General features: G+C 68.1%; 13 protein-coding genes. 10 read left to right on the top strand and 3 right to left on the bottom strand.

Annotation, left to right across the window (positions count from 1 at the left end):
* Window positions 1-7 precede the first annotated feature (7 nt).
* The 3 genes from FFK22_RS16645 to FFK22_RS16635 form a co-directional block, all read right to left on the bottom strand.
* Window positions 8-844, bottom strand: a complete 837-nt coding sequence (locus FFK22_RS16645) for a carbohydrate ABC transporter permease (protein ID WP_138891321.1) — start codon at window positions 842-844, stop codon at window positions 8-10.
* Window positions 844-1,737, bottom strand: a complete 894-nt coding sequence (locus FFK22_RS16640) for a carbohydrate ABC transporter permease (protein ID WP_138891322.1) — start codon at window positions 1,735-1,737, stop codon at window positions 844-846. Before FFK22_RS16640 ends, FFK22_RS16645 begins: the two co-directional genes overlap by 1 nt.
* Before the next feature lie 122 nt (window positions 1,738-1,859).
* Window positions 1,860-3,179 carry an extracellular solute-binding protein gene (locus FFK22_RS16635; protein WP_138891323.1) on the bottom strand — a complete coding sequence of 440 codons (1,320 nt, stop codon included), beginning with the start codon at window positions 3,177-3,179 and terminating at the stop codon, window positions 1,860-1,862.
* A 153-nt stretch (window positions 3,180-3,332) separates the two neighbouring features.
* On the opposite strand from FFK22_RS16635, the gene FFK22_RS16630 reads away from it, so the two are divergent.
* The 10 genes from FFK22_RS16630 (at window position 3,333) to FFK22_RS16585 (ending at window position 15,232) form a co-directional block, all read left to right on the top strand.
* On the top strand, window positions 3,333-3,947 hold the full coding sequence (locus FFK22_RS16630; RefSeq protein ID WP_138891324.1) for a GNAT family N-acetyltransferase: 615 nt from the start codon (window positions 3,333-3,335) through the stop codon (window positions 3,945-3,947).
* A gap of 393 nt (window positions 3,948-4,340) precedes the next feature.
* Window positions 4,341-5,549, top strand: a complete 1,209-nt coding sequence (locus tag FFK22_RS16625) for an ROK family transcriptional regulator (protein ID WP_221938643.1) — start codon at window positions 4,341-4,343, stop codon at window positions 5,547-5,549.
* Window positions 5,550-5,715: 166 nt separating this feature from the next.
* The gene (locus tag FFK22_RS16620) at window positions 5,716-6,693 is read left to right on the top strand and encodes a sugar-binding transcriptional regulator (protein ID WP_138891325.1); all 978 of its coding nucleotides are present in this window, start codon (window positions 5,716-5,718) and stop codon (window positions 6,691-6,693) included.
* A 27-nt stretch (window positions 6,694-6,720) separates the two neighbouring features.
* Window positions 6,721-8,157 (top strand): extracellular solute-binding protein, encoded by a 1,437-nt coding sequence (locus tag FFK22_RS16615; RefSeq protein WP_138891326.1) that lies wholly within the window; start codon window positions 6,721-6,723, stop codon window positions 8,155-8,157.
* Window positions 8,158-8,275: 118 nt separating this feature from the next.
* A complete protein-coding gene (locus FFK22_RS16610) occupies window positions 8,276-9,199 on the top strand; it encodes a carbohydrate ABC transporter permease (protein ID WP_138891327.1) in 924 nt (307 codons plus the stop codon).
* Between the two features lie 13 nt (window positions 9,200-9,212).
* Window positions 9,213-10,073 carry a carbohydrate ABC transporter permease gene (locus tag FFK22_RS16605; protein WP_138891328.1) on the top strand — a complete coding sequence of 287 codons (861 nt, stop codon included), beginning with the start codon at window positions 9,213-9,215 and terminating at the stop codon, window positions 10,071-10,073.
* Between the two features lie 5 nt (window positions 10,074-10,078).
* Window positions 10,079-11,161, top strand: a complete 1,083-nt coding sequence (locus FFK22_RS16600) for an ABC transporter ATP-binding protein (RefSeq protein ID WP_138891329.1) — start codon at window positions 10,079-10,081, stop codon at window positions 11,159-11,161.
* Between the two features lie 9 nt (window positions 11,162-11,170).
* Window positions 11,171-12,307, top strand: a complete 1,137-nt coding sequence (locus FFK22_RS16595; protein WP_138891330.1) for an ABC transporter ATP-binding protein — start codon at window positions 11,171-11,173, stop codon at window positions 12,305-12,307.
* A 328-nt stretch (window positions 12,308-12,635) separates the two neighbouring features.
* The gene (locus FFK22_RS16590) at window positions 12,636-14,195 is read left to right on the top strand and encodes an FGGY-family carbohydrate kinase (RefSeq protein WP_138891331.1); all 1,560 of its coding nucleotides are present in this window, start codon (window positions 12,636-12,638) and stop codon (window positions 14,193-14,195) included.
* The gene (locus FFK22_RS16585; RefSeq protein WP_138891332.1) at window positions 14,192-15,232 is read left to right on the top strand and encodes a 2-hydroxyacid dehydrogenase; all 1,041 of its coding nucleotides are present in this window, start codon (window positions 14,192-14,194) and stop codon (window positions 15,230-15,232) included. Before FFK22_RS16590 ends, FFK22_RS16585 begins: the two co-directional genes overlap by 4 nt.
* Window positions 15,233-15,248: the final 16 nt, after the last annotated feature.

Genomic DNA, 15,248 nt, shown 5'->3' with positions numbered 1-15,248 from the left:
GCGGGCGTCATTTCGTTGCACCCGCCGTCAGGCCCTCGATGAACTTGCGCTGGAAGACCAGATAGCTCACGACGAGCGGCGAGATGACGATCACGGCGCCTGCCGTCAGCACCGGGGTGTTGACCGTGTAGCGGCCCTGGAAGAACAGCATGCCGAGCGGCAGCGTGCGATAGGCGTCGTCGTTGACCAGGATCAGCGGGATGAGGAACTCGTTCCACGTCCAGATGAACAGAAACAGCGCCAGCGTCGAGATTGCTGGCATGATTATCGGAATGATCACCTTCATCAGGATGCGGGGGCGGGATGCGCCGTCGAGGACCGCCGCCTCCAGGATCTCCAGGGGCACCTGCTGCATCGCGCTGGCGATGAACAGGGTGGCGAACGGCATCGACATCGCGATCTGCGGCACGATCACCGCCGCATAGGTATTGACCAGCCCGAGATAGCGCATCTCGTAGTAGAGCGGGATGATGAACGCCTCGGTCGGCACCATCATGCCGATGGTGAGGATGACGAACAGCGCGCGCCGGAACGGAAAGCTCAGGAAGGCGAAGCCGAAGCCGCTGATCGTGCCGAGAACGATGCTGATGGCGACGACCGGGATCACGACGATGATCGAGTTCCAGAAGTAGATGTTGAAATGCCCGTCGACCCAGGCACGCAGATAGTTCTCGAAATGGGGATATTCCGGCAGGACGAAGGCGCCGCGCAGCAGGTCGGGCTGACTCTTGATCGAGGTGAGCAGCAGCATCGCGAACGGAAAGATCGTCATGATCGCGAACAGCCAGAGGAAGAAGCGCAGCGGCAGCTTCGTTGCGTTGAGGGATCCTGCAGCCTTGTCCATCATGCTCTTCCTTCGCCGGCGGGACGGACGAAGCGGTGGATCAGATAGTTGACGGTGAAGATCAGGACGGCGCCGATGATCGCCACCGCGGCGGCATAGCCGAAGCGATTCAGCTCGAAGCCGAGCTGGTACATGTAGATGTTCGGCACCAGCGTGGCGTTGGCCGGCCCGCCTCTGGTCATGGTGAAGATCAGGTCGAAGCTCTTGATCGACGCGATGACGGTGAGCAGCAGCACCACCCTGATCTCCGGCAGCAGCAGCGGCAGGGTGACGAAGAAGAACACCTTGCGGCCGGAGGCGCCGTCGACCCGCGCGGCATCGAACAGCGACGGGTCGATCCTCTGCATGCCGGTGAGGAAGATCACCATGCAGAAGCCGAAGAAGTACCAGCTCGCCACCACGCCGACCGCCGGCAGCACGAAGGTGAAGTCCCCCAGCCAGGGCAGGGCGAGGTCGCCGAGCCCCACCCCCCGCAGGATCCGGTTGATCGGTCCGAAGGCCGGGTTGTAGAGCCAGGCCCAGATGATGCCGAGCACGGCGGTCGGCATGATATAGGGCAGGAAGAAGAAGGTGCGCAGCGCCAGTTGTTCGCGCTGCCTCAGGTTCCAGACCACGGCCGCAAGCACGATGCCGGCGGTGAGCGGAACGAGGCAGTAGAACAGCATCAGCACCGCGTTGTTGCGCAGCGAGAGGTAGAACCGCGAATCCGCAAACAGGTTGCTGTAGTTGCCGAGCCCGACCCAGACCGGCGCGCTGATGCCGTTCCAGTCCGAAAAGCTCAGACCGAGCGCCGCGAGGATGGGCAGGAACACGAAGACCGCGTAGAGGGTCAGCGCCGGCAGGACATAGATGAGATTCCTGTGCGCGGGAGCGTCGAGCCTGGAGCGTTTCATACCGGACTTCCGTGGAGCCGCATGGCTTGGCCGCCGCCGGGCGGCCGATTGCTAGTGCGGATGGCGCGCGAAGCGGTCCACGGCCGCCGGGGAGCGGCCGTGGCAGGTCCACCATGGCGACCTTACTTCTTGCTCTTCAGATAGGCCTGATAGTCCGTGTCGAGCGCGCCGACGAACGCCTCGGGCGTCTGGTCACCGGCCAGCAGATGGGGCGTGTTGTCGTCGATGGTCTTCAGCATCGTCGGGCTCGACCAGTCGGGATAGTGGCCGAGCGCGTCGTCGGCGTTGATGGCCTTCCACATCGCGATGCCTTCGGCCAGCAGCGGCGACAGCGTCACCTTGGCATCCGCCGGCAGCGACGTCGCCGGCAGATAGCCGGCATTGGCCCATGTGGTGGCGGCCTTCTCGGACACCATGTAGTCGATATACGCGCCGGCCAGATCCTGCGCCGCCTTGTCCTTGGCGAGGCTGGTGATCGCCCAGGCAAGGTCGACGCCGCCGACGGACAGCGGCTTGGAGACGCCCTTGGGTCCCGGAACGGCCATGAAGTGGATGTCCGGGTTGTTCTTCATGTCGCCGAAGTACCAGGTGCCCGAGATCAGGAAGGCGCCCTGCCCGGAGATGAACAGCTGCACCGAGTCATCGGCCGAAATGCCCTGGTAGCCCGGATAGAAGTAGCCGTCCTTGGCCCAGTGCTGGACGAGCGTGGCCGATTCGATGTTGCCCTTGGTGTTCCAGGTGCCGCCCCTGCCGTAGATCAGGTCGTCCAGCTCGGCGCGGTTGCTGGCGTCGATATGGGCCTGATCGATCGCGGCGATCATGTGCAGGGCGAGGTGCTGCTTGGCCGTCCCGATCATGAAGGGCGGGACGCCCTTGGCCTTGAGCGTGTCGAGGGCAACGACGAACTCCTCGAAGGTCTTGGGCGGGGCGATGCCGGCATCGTCGAGGATCTTCTTGTTATAGTAGAGGCCGACGATCTCGCCGAGACCGGAAATGCCATAGGTCTTGCCCTCGCCGAACTGGCCGGACTCCGCCCAGCGGTCCCGCGCCAGCACCGAGTCCGACTGGCGCTTGTCCCAGCCGTATTTCTTGATGAAATCATCGACCGGCAGCAGCAGGCCTTCCTTGACCATCGCGCCCATGTCGCCGGCGCCCTGGTTGACCTTCGTGATCACCGGGCCGTCGCCGGCCGAGACCGCGAGCTTCAGCGTCAGCTTCATATCGTCGAAGGTGCGCGCGGTGCGGTTGATCGTGACGCCGGGATGCGCGGCCTCGAACTCCTTGTTGAGCTGCTCCATCACCGCGATCTGGCCCTCGAACGTATAGTCGTCCCAGACATTCACGGATTGGGCGTGCGCCGAAGCGGATAGGCAAACGGCCAAGGCGGTCATCGCCAGTCGCGGACCCAGCGCCGACGCGTGGTGTTGGATGATCTTCAGCATTGGCTTACCCCTGTTTGTGCTCGGTTGGTTGGTGTCAAAGCCCCGATCGGCGCAACGGCACGCCGACCGCTCCTCCATCATCGCCGTGTTTGCCCGGCTCATTTATTCGCTTAGCTTCTGCCCGGCAGCGCCAGAGAAAGGATCGCAGAGACGATGACCGCCACAGCCGCCGATCGCCGCATCCGCCGGGCCACCCGGGACGATACTGCCGCGCTCTCGGAGATCTGCCTGAAAACCGCTGCCAGCGGCGACGACGCCAGCACGCTCTACGGCGACCCGAGATTGCCGGGTTACGTCTGGTCGGTGCCGTATCTGAAGTTCGCACCGGACTTCGCCTTCGTGCTCGTCGAAGACGGCCGCACCATCGGCTACGTCCTCGCGGCGCCGGACACCGCCGCCTTCGCCGAACGGCTCGAACAGGACTGGTGGCCGCAGGTCCGCCGTGACATCGCAGGGTTCGAGCCGACGCGCCCGCGGGATGCCGAGATCCTCGAACGCATCGCCCGGCCGGAGTCCCATGCGGACTGGCTGCTGGCCGAGTACCCGGCGCATCTGCACATCAACATCCTGCCGCAAGCCCAGTCCGGCGGCTGGGGCCGCCGGATGATCGAGACCGAGCTCGCGGCGCTGAAGGCGGCGGGCATCACCGGCGTGCATCTCGGCGTCGCGCCGGACAACGAACGCGCCAAGGGATTCTACCGGCATCTCGGCTTCACGGATGTCAGCCGCGACGGCCACGCGATCTTCGCCATGAGGCTGACTCCCTGACCGGATGGCGGCCGCTCTCATGACGCGCCCCGCGCGTCGACGGCGGCAACACGCAGCTGCGGCAACACGCAGCTCATGCCTCATCGCCAGGCATGTCGCCGGGCCGGCTCGACGCGCATGATGCGGAGTCCGGGCGGCGCTCCATGCCGACCGATACGGGCCGCCCATAGCGGTTTCCGTCTCCCACGAAGCTACCGTCACTGCCGGCCTCCGGACTGTGCAGCCCCCGGAGCCAACCTACAGAGACGCGTTCATTTTTGTCAACGACGCTGACAAATTGGCCGGACGAACCTCAGGAAGACGTCAGGAGTGTCTGAGTAATCGATCGATGATTGCGCACCCCGCCGATCGATGCCATGCTCCGCCACTGATTAGGAATGGGACCCTGACTAATTGATCCAGGAGATCGAAATCCAGGCCATGGCGACATCGGCCGCATCCACCACCAAGCCGATCGCGCGCAAGATTTCGACCAATGCGGCGATCCGGGCAGTCCTCGCCAATGGCCCGATCTCGCGCGCAGACATCGCCAAGCTCACCGGACTTTCCAAGCAGACCGTGTCCGAGGTTGTTCAGGACCTGGTCGGCGATGGTTGGCTGCGGACCAGCGGCCGGACCGACGGCCGGCGCGGTCGCAGCGCTGTCACCTACGAGCTCAATGCGCGGGCCGGGATCGCGGCGGTGATCGATCTCGGCGGCGTCGAGATCGCCGCGGCGATCGGCGACCTCGCCGGAACCATTGTTGCCGAAGCCCAGGCGCTGGCAGATCCACGCGGCGGCACCCATCTGGTCGATCAATGCGACGCGATCCTGCGGGGGCTCACGGCAGAGATCGGTGCAAGGGCCGGCGACCTGCGCCTTGTCGTGCTCGGCTCGCCCGGCGTCTTCGATGCGGCGACCGGCCATATCGGCGCGGCGCCCAATGTGCCGGGCATCGACTCGATCGACATGCGCCTGCTGCTCGGCGAGCGGCTCGGCACAACCGTCCTGATCGAGAACGACGTCAACCTCGCCGCGCTCGGCGAGCAGTGGCGCGGCCATGGCACCGATGTCGCGAACTTCGCCTTCATCACCCTCGGCACCGGCATCGGGATGGGCATCGTCGCCAACGGCGCGCTGGTGCGCGGCGCGCGCGGCGCGGCGGGCGAGATCGCCTACCTGCCGATCGGCGGAGATCCGTTCGACCCGCGCGGATTCACCTCCGGCACGTTCGAAAACGCCGTCGGCAGCGTGGCGTTCCTGCGGCGCTACACAGGCTTCGGCGGCCCAGAGGGCGGAGCGCTCAAGGACCTGTTTAGCGCGATCGGCATGGGCGAGCCCAGCGCCACCGCCGCTGTGGAGGAAACCGCGCGCCTGGTCGCGCTGGCGATCGCCGCGATCGGCGCGACGCTCGATCCGCAGATCGTGATCTTGGGCGGCAGCATCGGCGCCAGGCCGGAACTCGTCGACACGATACGGCGCTTCCTGCCGCGCTGCACGCCCTACCCGCCGCGCCTGGAAATCAGCCGGTTCGGCGGCCGCGCCGCCCTGATCGGCGGCTTGGGAGTCGCGGTCCGCCACATGCACGAAGACCTCTTCGGCATCGGCCTGAAGGACCTTTGATACGCCCGCAAAGCCGAAGAACCTCTCGGAGTTCATACTGCCGACGGGCACCACCCCGCTGGCGCCCCCTCCGAGGGTTGACGGCGACATCGATCCGCGCCACGATGAAATTCTGTTCAGTCAGTGTAAAAAATTACAGACCAGAGCAATGGGCTGGATCGACGGGATGGATGAGCAGGTCAGCCTGGCCACGCGCGCCGCGTGGCTGTCCTATGTGCGCCGCCTGACCCAGGGCGAGATCGCCGACCGGCTCGGCGTGTCGCGGGTCAAGGTGCACCGGCTGATCTCGCTGGCCGAGGAGCTGGGGCTGGTCAGCGTCCATATCGCCGGCCGCCCGGCCGAATGCCTGAAGCTGGAGGACGGGCTGATCGACCGCTACGGCCTCGGCTTCTGCCGCGTCGTCCCGGCGATCGACGACGAGGACCAGCCGTTCGAGGCGCTGGGGGCCGAGGGTGCCGCCTACCTGTCCCGCTACCTCGAGACCGCCGGCGACAAGGTGATCGGCGTCAGCCACGGCCGCACTTTGGCCGCGCTGGTCAACCGGCTGCCGCGGGTCTCGGCGCCCGAGGCCAAGTTCGTGTCGCTGCTGGGCAGCCTGACCCGGAAATCCTCCGCCAACCCGTTCGACGTGGTGCAGCGCCTGGCCGACAAGACCGGCGGCGAGGGCTATTTCATGCCCGTGCCGATGGCGGCGGACAGCCTGGGCGACAAGGCGGTGATGCTGTCGCAGAAAAGCGTCCAGGCGGTGCTGGCCCTGGCCCACCGGGCGACGTTGTGCCTAGTGGGCATCGGCGAGTTGGGGCCGCAGGCGCATATGCTGCAGACCGGCGTCCTGACCCGCGAGGAATATGACGACCTGCGGGCCAAGGGCGCGGTCGGCGACCTGGTCGGCCAGTTCCTCGACGCCGAGGGCCGGCGCGTCGCCTCCGAGGTCAACGACCGGGCGCTGAGCGTCGGCCTGGCCGACCTGAAGGGCCGCCGCGTCGTCGCCATCGCCGGCGGCGCGATCAAGGCCGACGCCATCACCGCGGCGCTGGCGAGCGGCATGGTGACCGACCTGATCATCGACGAATCCGCGGCGCTGGCCATGGCCGCGCGCCGGGGTGCCCGGCCGCCGCCGCGGCGGCAGCGTGAGACCAGCTGACAATCACAAATCCTGGGAGGACCACCGATGAAGCGCACCACCGACATCTTCGACCGCCATCTCGCCGGAGGGCTGTCGCGCCGGGAGCTGATGACCGGCGCCGCCAAGCTGGGCCTCGGCGGTGCCGCGGCCGGCTTTATGCTGAACCAGGCCGGCACCCGCGCTCTCGCCGCGACCGGCCCCGACTTCAAGAAGTTCTCCGGCAAGAAGATCAGCCTGCTCTTGAACAAGCATCCCTACACGGATGCGATGATCGCCAACCTCGACAACTTCAAGGCCCTGACCGGCCTGGACGTCAGCTACGACGTGTTTCCGGAGGACGTCTATTTCGACAAGGTCACCGCCACCCTGTCGAGCAAGTCGCCGCAATACGACGTGTTCATGACCGGCGCCTACCAGACCTGGCAGTACGGCCCGGCCGGCTGGCTGGCCGACATGAACCAGTACATCAAGAACCCCGAGCTGACGGCGGCCGCCTACAATTGGGACGACGTGCTGCCGGGCCTGCGCTCCTCCACCGCCTGGTCGGGCGTGCCGGGCCAGCCGCTGGGCGGCGACGGCGCCAAGCAATGGGCCGTGCCCTGGGGCTTCGAGCTGAACAGCGTCGCCTACAACAAGCGGATCTTCGACGCCGCCGGCATGAAGCCGCCGAAGGACCTGCCGGAGATGGTGGACCAGGCCGGCAAGCTGAGCGCGCTGAACCAGGGCTTCTACGGCGTCGGCGTGCGCGGCAGCCGCAGCTGGGCGACGATCCACCCGGGTTACCTGTCGGGCCTGACCAACTATGGCGGCAAGGACTTCGCCGTCACCGACGGCAAGCTGAAGGCGGCGATGAACAGCGCCGAGTCCAAAGAGTTCACCAAGCTCTGGATCGAGATGATCCAAAAGGGCGGGCCGAAGAACTGGACCACCTACACCTGGTACGAGGTCGGCAACGACCTGGGCGCCGGCGCCTCGGCCATGATCTTCGACGCCGACATCCTGGGCTATTTCCAGAACAAGGGCACCAAGGAGGCCGGCCACCTGGCCTATCACCCGTTCAGCGCCAAGCCCGGCGCCGCGGCGCCGACGCCCAATGTCTGGATCTGGTCGCTGGCGATGAGCGCCTTCTCGCAGATGTCCGAGGCCGGCTGGTATTTCGTGCAATGGGCCAGCGGCACCGAGCACACCACCTTCGGCGCCACCAAGGCCGACCTGGTCAACCCGGTGCGCCAGTCGGTCTGGGACAATGGCGACTTCCACAAGCGGCTGGAGAGCTATCCGGGATATCTCGACCAGTACAAGGCCTCGGCCGCCGGGTCGAAGATCTACTTCACGCCACAGCCGCTGTTCTTCAACCTGACCACGGAATGGGCGGCCAGCCTGCAGAAGATGTACGCCAAGGAGATCCCGGTCGATGAGGGGCTGGACCAGTTGGCCGAGTTCATCGACCAGCAGCTGAAAGACGCCGGCCTGGCCGACTGACGCCGTCCCGCGCGGACCGGCCTTCGCCCCGCTGGCCCGCGCGGCAGCCCCGCCCCCGCCGTTTCTCTCCCCCGGCGGGGGCGGGGCTCAGCGACCGTCTCCGAGAGGACCTTGCCCCGTGGCCACCATCGCCGCCGACACCGCGCCCCGAACGCGCCGCAGCACGGGCCCCGGCCTGCTGCCCTATCTGCTGAGCCTGCCGGCGCTGCTGGTGACGATCGGGATCCTGATCCCCTTCGCCACCGCGGTGTACTACTCGCTGCAGCGCTACAACCTGGCCTTCCCGGCCGGGCGCAAGCTGATCTGGCTGGACAACTTCGTGGCCTTGTTCGGCGACGGGCGGTTCTGGGGCACGATCCAGGCGTCGCTGACCTACACCCTGCTGACCGTCGGCGTGCAGCTGCTGCTCGGCCTCGGCATCGCGCTGCTGCTGGTGCGCCGCAGCCTGATCAACAACCTGATGAGCGTGCTGCTGATCCTGCCGCTGATGGTGGCCCCGGCGATCGCCAGCCTGATGTGGAAGCTGATGACCAACCCGAATTTCGGGATCCTCAGCTACTTCGTGACCAGCCTCGGCTTCACCGATTTCCGCTGGGCGTCGGACCCGGCCTCGGCGATGTTCACCGTGGTGCTGGTCGACACCTGGGTCTACACGCCCTTCATCGCCATCCTGCTGCTGGCCGGGCTGCGCGCCCTGCCACGCCAGCCCTTCGAGGCGGCGGAGCTGGACGGCGTGCCGCGCAGCTTCGTGTTCTTCCGCATCACCCTGCCGATGCTGCTGCCCTATATCCTGACCGCCAGCCTGTTCCGGATGCTGGACAGCATCCAGCAGTTCGACATCGTCTACGCCATGACCCAGGGCGGCCCGGGCGACCGGCTGATGCTGTTCCAGATCCGCGCCTATCTCGAGGCCTTCACCTTCACCAATATCGGCCGGTCGGCCGCGATCCTGATGGTGCTGTGGGCGATCACCTTCGCGCTCAGCAACGTCTTCATCAAGCAATGGCTCCGCCTGCGCGCCCGCGCGCATGGCCGGGCGTGACGGGAGGCGAGCCATGAACCATGCAAGTGGCATCGGCGGCCGGATCCTCCACGGCGTCCTGCTGACCCTGGTGGCGCTGTTCTTCCTGTTCCCGCTGGTCTGGGTGGCGCTGATGTCGTTCATGACCAACGCCGACATCCTGCGCAGCCCGCCCAGCGTCATCTTCTCCCCCACCCTGGAGAACTACGCCGCCCTGATCGCCGGCGAGCTGTCGACCAATGTCGGCGCGCTGAAGATCGACTACATGCAGAACCTGCTGAACAGCCTGATCCTCAGCGCCTGCTCGGTGCTGCTGTCGCTGCTGCTCGGCGTGCCGGCGGCCTATGCCTTCGCCCGGTTCAAGTTCCGGCTGGGCGAGAACATGGCCTTCACCATGCTGTCCTTCCGCTTCGCCCCGCCGCTGCTGGTGCTGCTGCCGCTGCAGCTGTACTTCCAGGACCTCGGCCTCAGCGACACCTATATCGGGCTGATCTGGGTGTACCAGCTGATCACCCTGCCGCTGATCCTGTGGATCGTGCGCGGCTATTTCGAGGACATCAGCGAGGATATCGAGAACGCCTATCGGCTGGACGGCCATTCCTGGCTGCGCACCTTCCTGAAGATCGCGGTGCCGCTGGCCCGGCCGGGCATCGCCGCCGCCGCCCTGCTGGCCTTCATCTTCGCCTGGAACAACTTCATCTTCGCGCTGATCCTGGGGTCGAGCTCGATCCAGCCGGTCACGGTCGGGGCGCTGGCCTTCATCACCGCGTCCGGCATCAATTACGGCCAGATCGCAGCGGCCTTGGTGCTGTCGATCCTGCCGACCCTGGCCCTCGCCCTCTACGCCCAGCGCTATCTGGTCGAGGGCTTGAGCCTCGGCGCCGTGAAGGGGTGACGACCATGGCCTTCCTCGACATCGCCGGCCTCGGCAAGAGCTTCGGCAAGGCGCGCATCCTCGACGGCCTCGACCTGCAGGTCGAGCAGGGCGAGTTCGTCGTCGTGTTCGGCCCGTCCGGCGCCGGCAAGACGGTGCTGCTGCGCCTGATCGCCGGCATCCTGCAGCCGGAGGCCGGCGACATCCGCATCGGCGGCGCCTCGATCCTCGGCCAGGGGCCGGAGGCGCGGGACGTCGGCATGGCGTTCCAGAACTTCGCCCTGTACCCCCACCTGCCGGCCTTCGAGAACATCGCCAGCCCGCTCAGGGCCCGGCGGACCGGCGAGGCCGAGATCCGGAAGCGGGTCCAGGAGGTGGCGGAGTTGCTGCGCATCGGCCATGTGCTGGACCACCTGCCGAAGCAGCTGTCGAACGGGCAGAAGCAGCGCACCGCTTTGGCCCGCAGCCTGGTGTGCTCGCCATCGGTCCTGCTGCTCGACGACCCGCTGCGCAATGTCGACGCCAAGATCCGCTACGAGATGCGGCAGGAGTTGCCGCGCCTCCTGCGCGCGGTCGGCGCCACCGTCCTCTACGTCACCCAGGACTACAAGGAGGCGATGGCGCTGGGCGACCGGGTCGGCGTGCTGCTGGACGGCCGCTTCCGCCAGGTCGACACCCCCGCCGGCATCTACGGCAAGCCGCAGGACACGCGGATCGCCCGGCTGTTCGGCGATCCGCCGATCAACCTGATCGAGACCGCAGCGCAGGACGGCCGCATCAGCATCGCCGGCACCGAGTTCCCGGCGCCGGCCGCGGTGCCCGCCGGCAAGCCCTGCCTGGTCGGGCTGCGGCCGGAGGATGTCGAGGTGCGGTTCGAGCCCGCCGAGGACGCCGTGCCGGTCGACCTGGAGGCGGTGACGCCGCTCAATGTCCGCACCGTGATGCTGCTGCGCGCCGCCGACGGCACCGAGATCCTGGCCAGCCGGCCGGAGGACCAGGGCGACGACCTGGGCCGCGGCCGGCGCCGCGCCTGGGCCCGGCCGGACCTCGCCCGCGCGCTGTGCTTCGACCGCGAGACCGGCGCCCGCCTGCCGGCCGCGACGGCCTGAGGACCATCGATGGCAACCCTGACGCTCGACGCCGTCTCCAAGATCTACGGGCCGCGGCTGTCCCACCCGATCCGCGCAGTGGACACCGTGTCGCTGGCGTTGCGCGACGGCGAGCTGGTCGGCCTGCTCGGCTCCTCCGGCTGCGGCAAGACCTCGACCCTGCGCATGATTGCGGGGTTCGAGAGCGTGTCGGAAGGCACCATCCGGATCGGCGACCGCGTGATCAACGATCTGCGCCCGGCCGAGCGCAACGTCGCCATGGCGTTCGAGGGCTATGCCCTGTACCCGCCGCTGACCGTGCGCGACAATATCGGCTTCAGCCTGCTGCGTGACCGCATCCCGAAGGCCGAGGTGCAGCAGCGCGTGGCGCATGTCGCGGCCCTCTTGGAGATCGGCGACATCCTGGACCGTTATCCGCAGGCGATCTCCGGCGGCCAGCAGCAGCGGGTCAGCCTGGCCCGGGCCCTGGTGCGGCGAGCCCAGCTGTCATTGCTCGACGAGCCCATGTCGCAGCTGGAACCGCAGCTGCGGGCCGTGCTACGGGCGCGCATCAAGGACTATCTGATCGAGCACAGGATGACGACGGTCTTCGTGACCCATGACCAGACCGAGGCGCTGGCGCTGGCCGACCGCATCGCGGTGATGGAGGGCGGCCGGCTGCAGCAATTCGCCTCGCCCACCGATCTGAAGCGGCGCCCGGCGAACCTGTTCGTCGCCGGCTTCATCGGCGAGCCGCCGATGAACCTGTTCCCAGCCCGGGTGGTGCGGGAGAATGGCGGCCTGGCGGTCGAGGTGCAGGGCGAAGCCGGGGGCTTCCGCCTGCCGCATGCCGGTCCCGGCCTGGCCGAGGGCGGAAAGGTCCATCTCGGCATTCGCGGCCATGAGATCCGCGTCGGCACCGCCCGGGCGGGCGAGACACAGCTGCAGGGCACGGTGATCGCCAACCAGTGGCTGGGCGACCAGAGCCACATCGCGCTGGACGTCAACGGCGTGCGTCTGACCATCGTCACCGACCGGGCGCTGGAGGCGGCGGCGGATACGAGGCTGGCGCTGGCCCTGCCGGAATCAGCGCTGCACCTGTTCGACAGCGACAGCGAGATGGCGATCGCCCATGGCGGCCGCCCGGCTGTGGCGGCCGCAGCATGAGCTCGCAGTCCATGGCATTCGCACATCCCTCGAGCGCTGTGCGCGTGGCCTCTCCCGCTTGCGGGAGAGGTCGGAGACGCGAAGCGGCTCCGGGTGAGGGCCAGCCGGCCGTGACACCAGGATCACCGCTTCAGGATAGGGTGGGTCCTGCGCTCGCTCGCGGCCAGCCCTGTGAGCCTGGCGAGGCCGCTGGCCCTCACCCGGACATCCTTCGGATGTCCGACCTCTCCCGCAAGCGGGAGAGGCCACGCTCTCCTATGCTCGCGACGGCTTCTGCTTCATTGAGGCGCGAAGATCAGCAGGGTCGCTCCTCATCCAGGTGCCTCTCATGAGCCGGGACGTCCTGATCGGCCTCGATTCCGGCACTTCGGTGGTCAAGGCCGTGGCCTTCGACCTGGAGGGCACGCCGGTCGAGCATGCGGCGCGGCCGAACACGACCATCCCGGTCGACGGCGCCGGTATGGAGCAGGAGTTCGACCGTACCTGGGACGACGCCGCGCTGGTGCTGCGCGAGCTGGCGGCGAAGCTGGCGGCGCGGGGCCTGCGCGTGGCCGGCATCGCCGTCACCGGCCAGGGCGACGGCACTTGGCTGATCGACCGCGACGGCGACCCGGTCGGCCGCGCCATGCTGTGGCATGACGGACGGTCGGGTCCGATCGTGGCCGAGCTGCACAAGAGCGGCACGGCCAAGGCGGTGCAGCGCTTCACCGGCACCATGCTGAACATGTCGAACCAGTCCGGCCAGCTGCTGTGGCTGAAACGGCACCGGCCGGAGGCGCTGGCCCGCGCCGCCACCGCCTTCCATTGCAAGGACTGGCTGTATTTCCGGATGACCGGCGAGCGGGTCACCGACGTCTCGGAAGGCACCTTCACCTTCGGCGACTACCGCAGCCGCGAATACGCGCCGGAGGTGCAGGAGCTGTTCGATCTCAAGGACGAGGCCCGGCTGCTGCCGCCGATGGTCGATGGCGTTCGCCAGAACTCGGCGCTGACGCCCCAGGCTGCGATCGCGACCGGCCTGCCCGCCGGCACGCCGGTGGTGCTGGCCCCGGTCGACCTGCTGTGCGGCGCCCTCGGCTCCGGCCTCTACGACCCCGAGGGCCGCGCCGGCTTCACCGTGCTGGGCTCGACCGGCGCCCATATGCGGCTGGTGTTCGGGGCCGACCGGGTGACCCTGGGCGACGAGGTCGGCTACACCATGCCGTTCGTCGTCCCGGGCAGCTATGTCTCCATGGTCTCGAACATGGCGGCAACGCTGAACATCGACTGGCTGTGCGGCGTGGTCGAGGAGGTGGCGGCGGCCGCCGGGGCGACGCTGCCGAAACGGTCCGACCTGATCCGCCTGCTCGACGCCAAGGCGGCGGCGGCCAGGCCGGGGCGGCTGCTGTACCACCCCTTCATCGCCGAGGCGGGGGAGCGCGGGCCCTTCGTCGACAGCGCCGCCCGCGCCTCGGTGATCGGCCTGTCCGGCAGCGCCGGCGCCGGCGACCTGCTGCGCGCGATCTATGAGAGCCTCGGCTTCGCCAGCCGCGACTGCTACGAGGCGGTCGGCGGCACGCCGGCGGAGATCCGCCTGGCCGGCGGCGCCGCACGCAGCGCCACCGTCCGCGGCATCCTGGCCGCCGCCACCGACGCGCCGGTCCGCCTGGTGAAGCGCGAGGAGGTCGGCGCCGCCGGCGCTGCCATGGTGGCGGCGCTGAGCTTGGGCATCCTGCCCGACATCGACGCCGCCTGCGCCCGCTGGGTGACGCCGCTGCTGGCCGAGGCCGAGATGCCCGATCCGGCGCTGGTCGCGCAGTACGACCGCCTGTTCCCGCAGTACCGCGCCAGCTATCGGGCCCTGCGCCCCATCTGGCATGCCCTGGAAGACCTGAGGACCGAAGGATGACCGGACGTCGCGTTGCCGTGATCGGCGACCGCTTCATGCTGCCCAGCCTGTTCGTGGAGGCGCTGGAGAAGATTCCGGCGGCGCTCGATATCCGCACGCAGGAGCAGCCCTGGCCGGACGAGCCGATGGTGCATGGCTATGCCGGCACCGGCCTGGACGGGCTGAAGGAGTTCATGGGCGACCCGGACGAGATCGTCGATTTCATCGGCGACGCCGAGATCCTGGTCACGCATCTGGCCCCGATCTCGGCCGGGATGCTGGAGCGGCTGCCGGCGCTGAAGCTGATCGGGGTCAGCCGCGGCGGGCCGGTGAACATCGACATGAAGGCGGCCAGGGCGCGCGGCGTGAAGGTGGTGAACGCGCCCGGCCGCAACGCCAGCGCGGTGGCCGAGTTCACCATCGGCGCCATCCTGGCCGAGACCCGGCTGATCACCCGCGGCCACACCGCGCTGTCGCAGGGCCAGTGGCGCGGCGACCTGTACCGCGCCGACCTGACCGGCCGCGAGCTATCCGAGATGACGGTCGGCGTGATCGGCTACGGCCATGTCGGGACCAAGGTGGTGCGCCTGCTGAAGGCTTTCGGCTGCCGCATCCTGGTGACCGACCCCTATGTCCAGCTCGACCCCGCCGACAGCGCCGACGGCGTGCAGCAGGTGGCGCTGGAGACCCTGCTCGCCGAGAGCGACGTGGTCACCCTGCATCCGCGCGTGACCGCCGAGACCACCGGCATGATCGGCGCCGAGGCTTTTGCGGCGATGAAGGACGGCGCGGTGTTCGTCAACACCGCGCGCGGCCCGCTGGTCGACTACGACGCGCTGTACGACGCGCTGGTCTCCGGCAAGCTGCGCGGCGCGATGCTGGAGACCTTCGCGGTCGAGCCGCCGCCGGAGGACTGGCCGCTCTTGAAGCTGCCCAACGTCACCCTGACCCCACACATCGCCGGTGCCTCGGTGAAGACCGTCACCTACGCCGCCGGGCTGATCGCCGAAGACGTCCGGCGCTACCTGGCCGGCGAGCCCCTGCTCCGCCTCTGCTGACCCTTAGGAACCCATC

The sequence above is a fragment of the Mycobacterium sp. KBS0706 genome, from assembly GCF_005938675.2.
GTDB lineage: Bacteria > Pseudomonadota > Alphaproteobacteria > DSM-16000 > Inquilinaceae > Inquilinus.
This window is presented reverse-complemented; position numbering and strand designations above follow the sequence as displayed.

Excerpts from the sequence above, each read along its gene's own strand:
- FFK22_RS16645 (WP_138891321.1), bottom strand. The coding sequence starts at position 844 with ATGGACAAGGCTGCAGGATCCCTCAACGCAACGAAGCTGCCGCTGCGC.
- FFK22_RS16640 (WP_138891322.1), bottom strand. The coding sequence starts at position 1,737 with ATGAAACGCTCCAGGCTCGACGCTCCCGCGCACAGGAATCTCATCTAT.
- FFK22_RS16635 (WP_138891323.1), bottom strand. The coding sequence starts at position 3,179 with ATGCTGAAGATCATCCAACACCACGCGTCGGCGCTGGGTCCGCGACTG.
- FFK22_RS16630 (WP_138891324.1), top strand. The coding sequence starts at position 3,333 with ATGACCGCCACAGCCGCCGATCGCCGCATCCGCCGGGCCACCCGGGAC.
- FFK22_RS16620 (WP_138891325.1), top strand. The coding sequence starts at position 5,716 with ATGGATGAGCAGGTCAGCCTGGCCACGCGCGCCGCGTGGCTGTCCTAT.
- FFK22_RS16615 (WP_138891326.1), top strand. The coding sequence starts at position 6,721 with ATGAAGCGCACCACCGACATCTTCGACCGCCATCTCGCCGGAGGGCTG.
- FFK22_RS16605 (WP_138891328.1), top strand. The coding sequence starts at position 9,213 with ATGAACCATGCAAGTGGCATCGGCGGCCGGATCCTCCACGGCGTCCTG.
- FFK22_RS16600 (WP_138891329.1), top strand. The coding sequence starts at position 10,079 with ATGGCCTTCCTCGACATCGCCGGCCTCGGCAAGAGCTTCGGCAAGGCG.
- FFK22_RS16595 (WP_138891330.1), top strand. The coding sequence starts at position 11,171 with ATGGCAACCCTGACGCTCGACGCCGTCTCCAAGATCTACGGGCCGCGG.
- FFK22_RS16590 (WP_138891331.1), top strand. The coding sequence starts at position 12,636 with ATGAGCCGGGACGTCCTGATCGGCCTCGATTCCGGCACTTCGGTGGTC.
- FFK22_RS16585 (WP_138891332.1), top strand. The coding sequence starts at position 14,192 with ATGACCGGACGTCGCGTTGCCGTGATCGGCGACCGCTTCATGCTGCCC.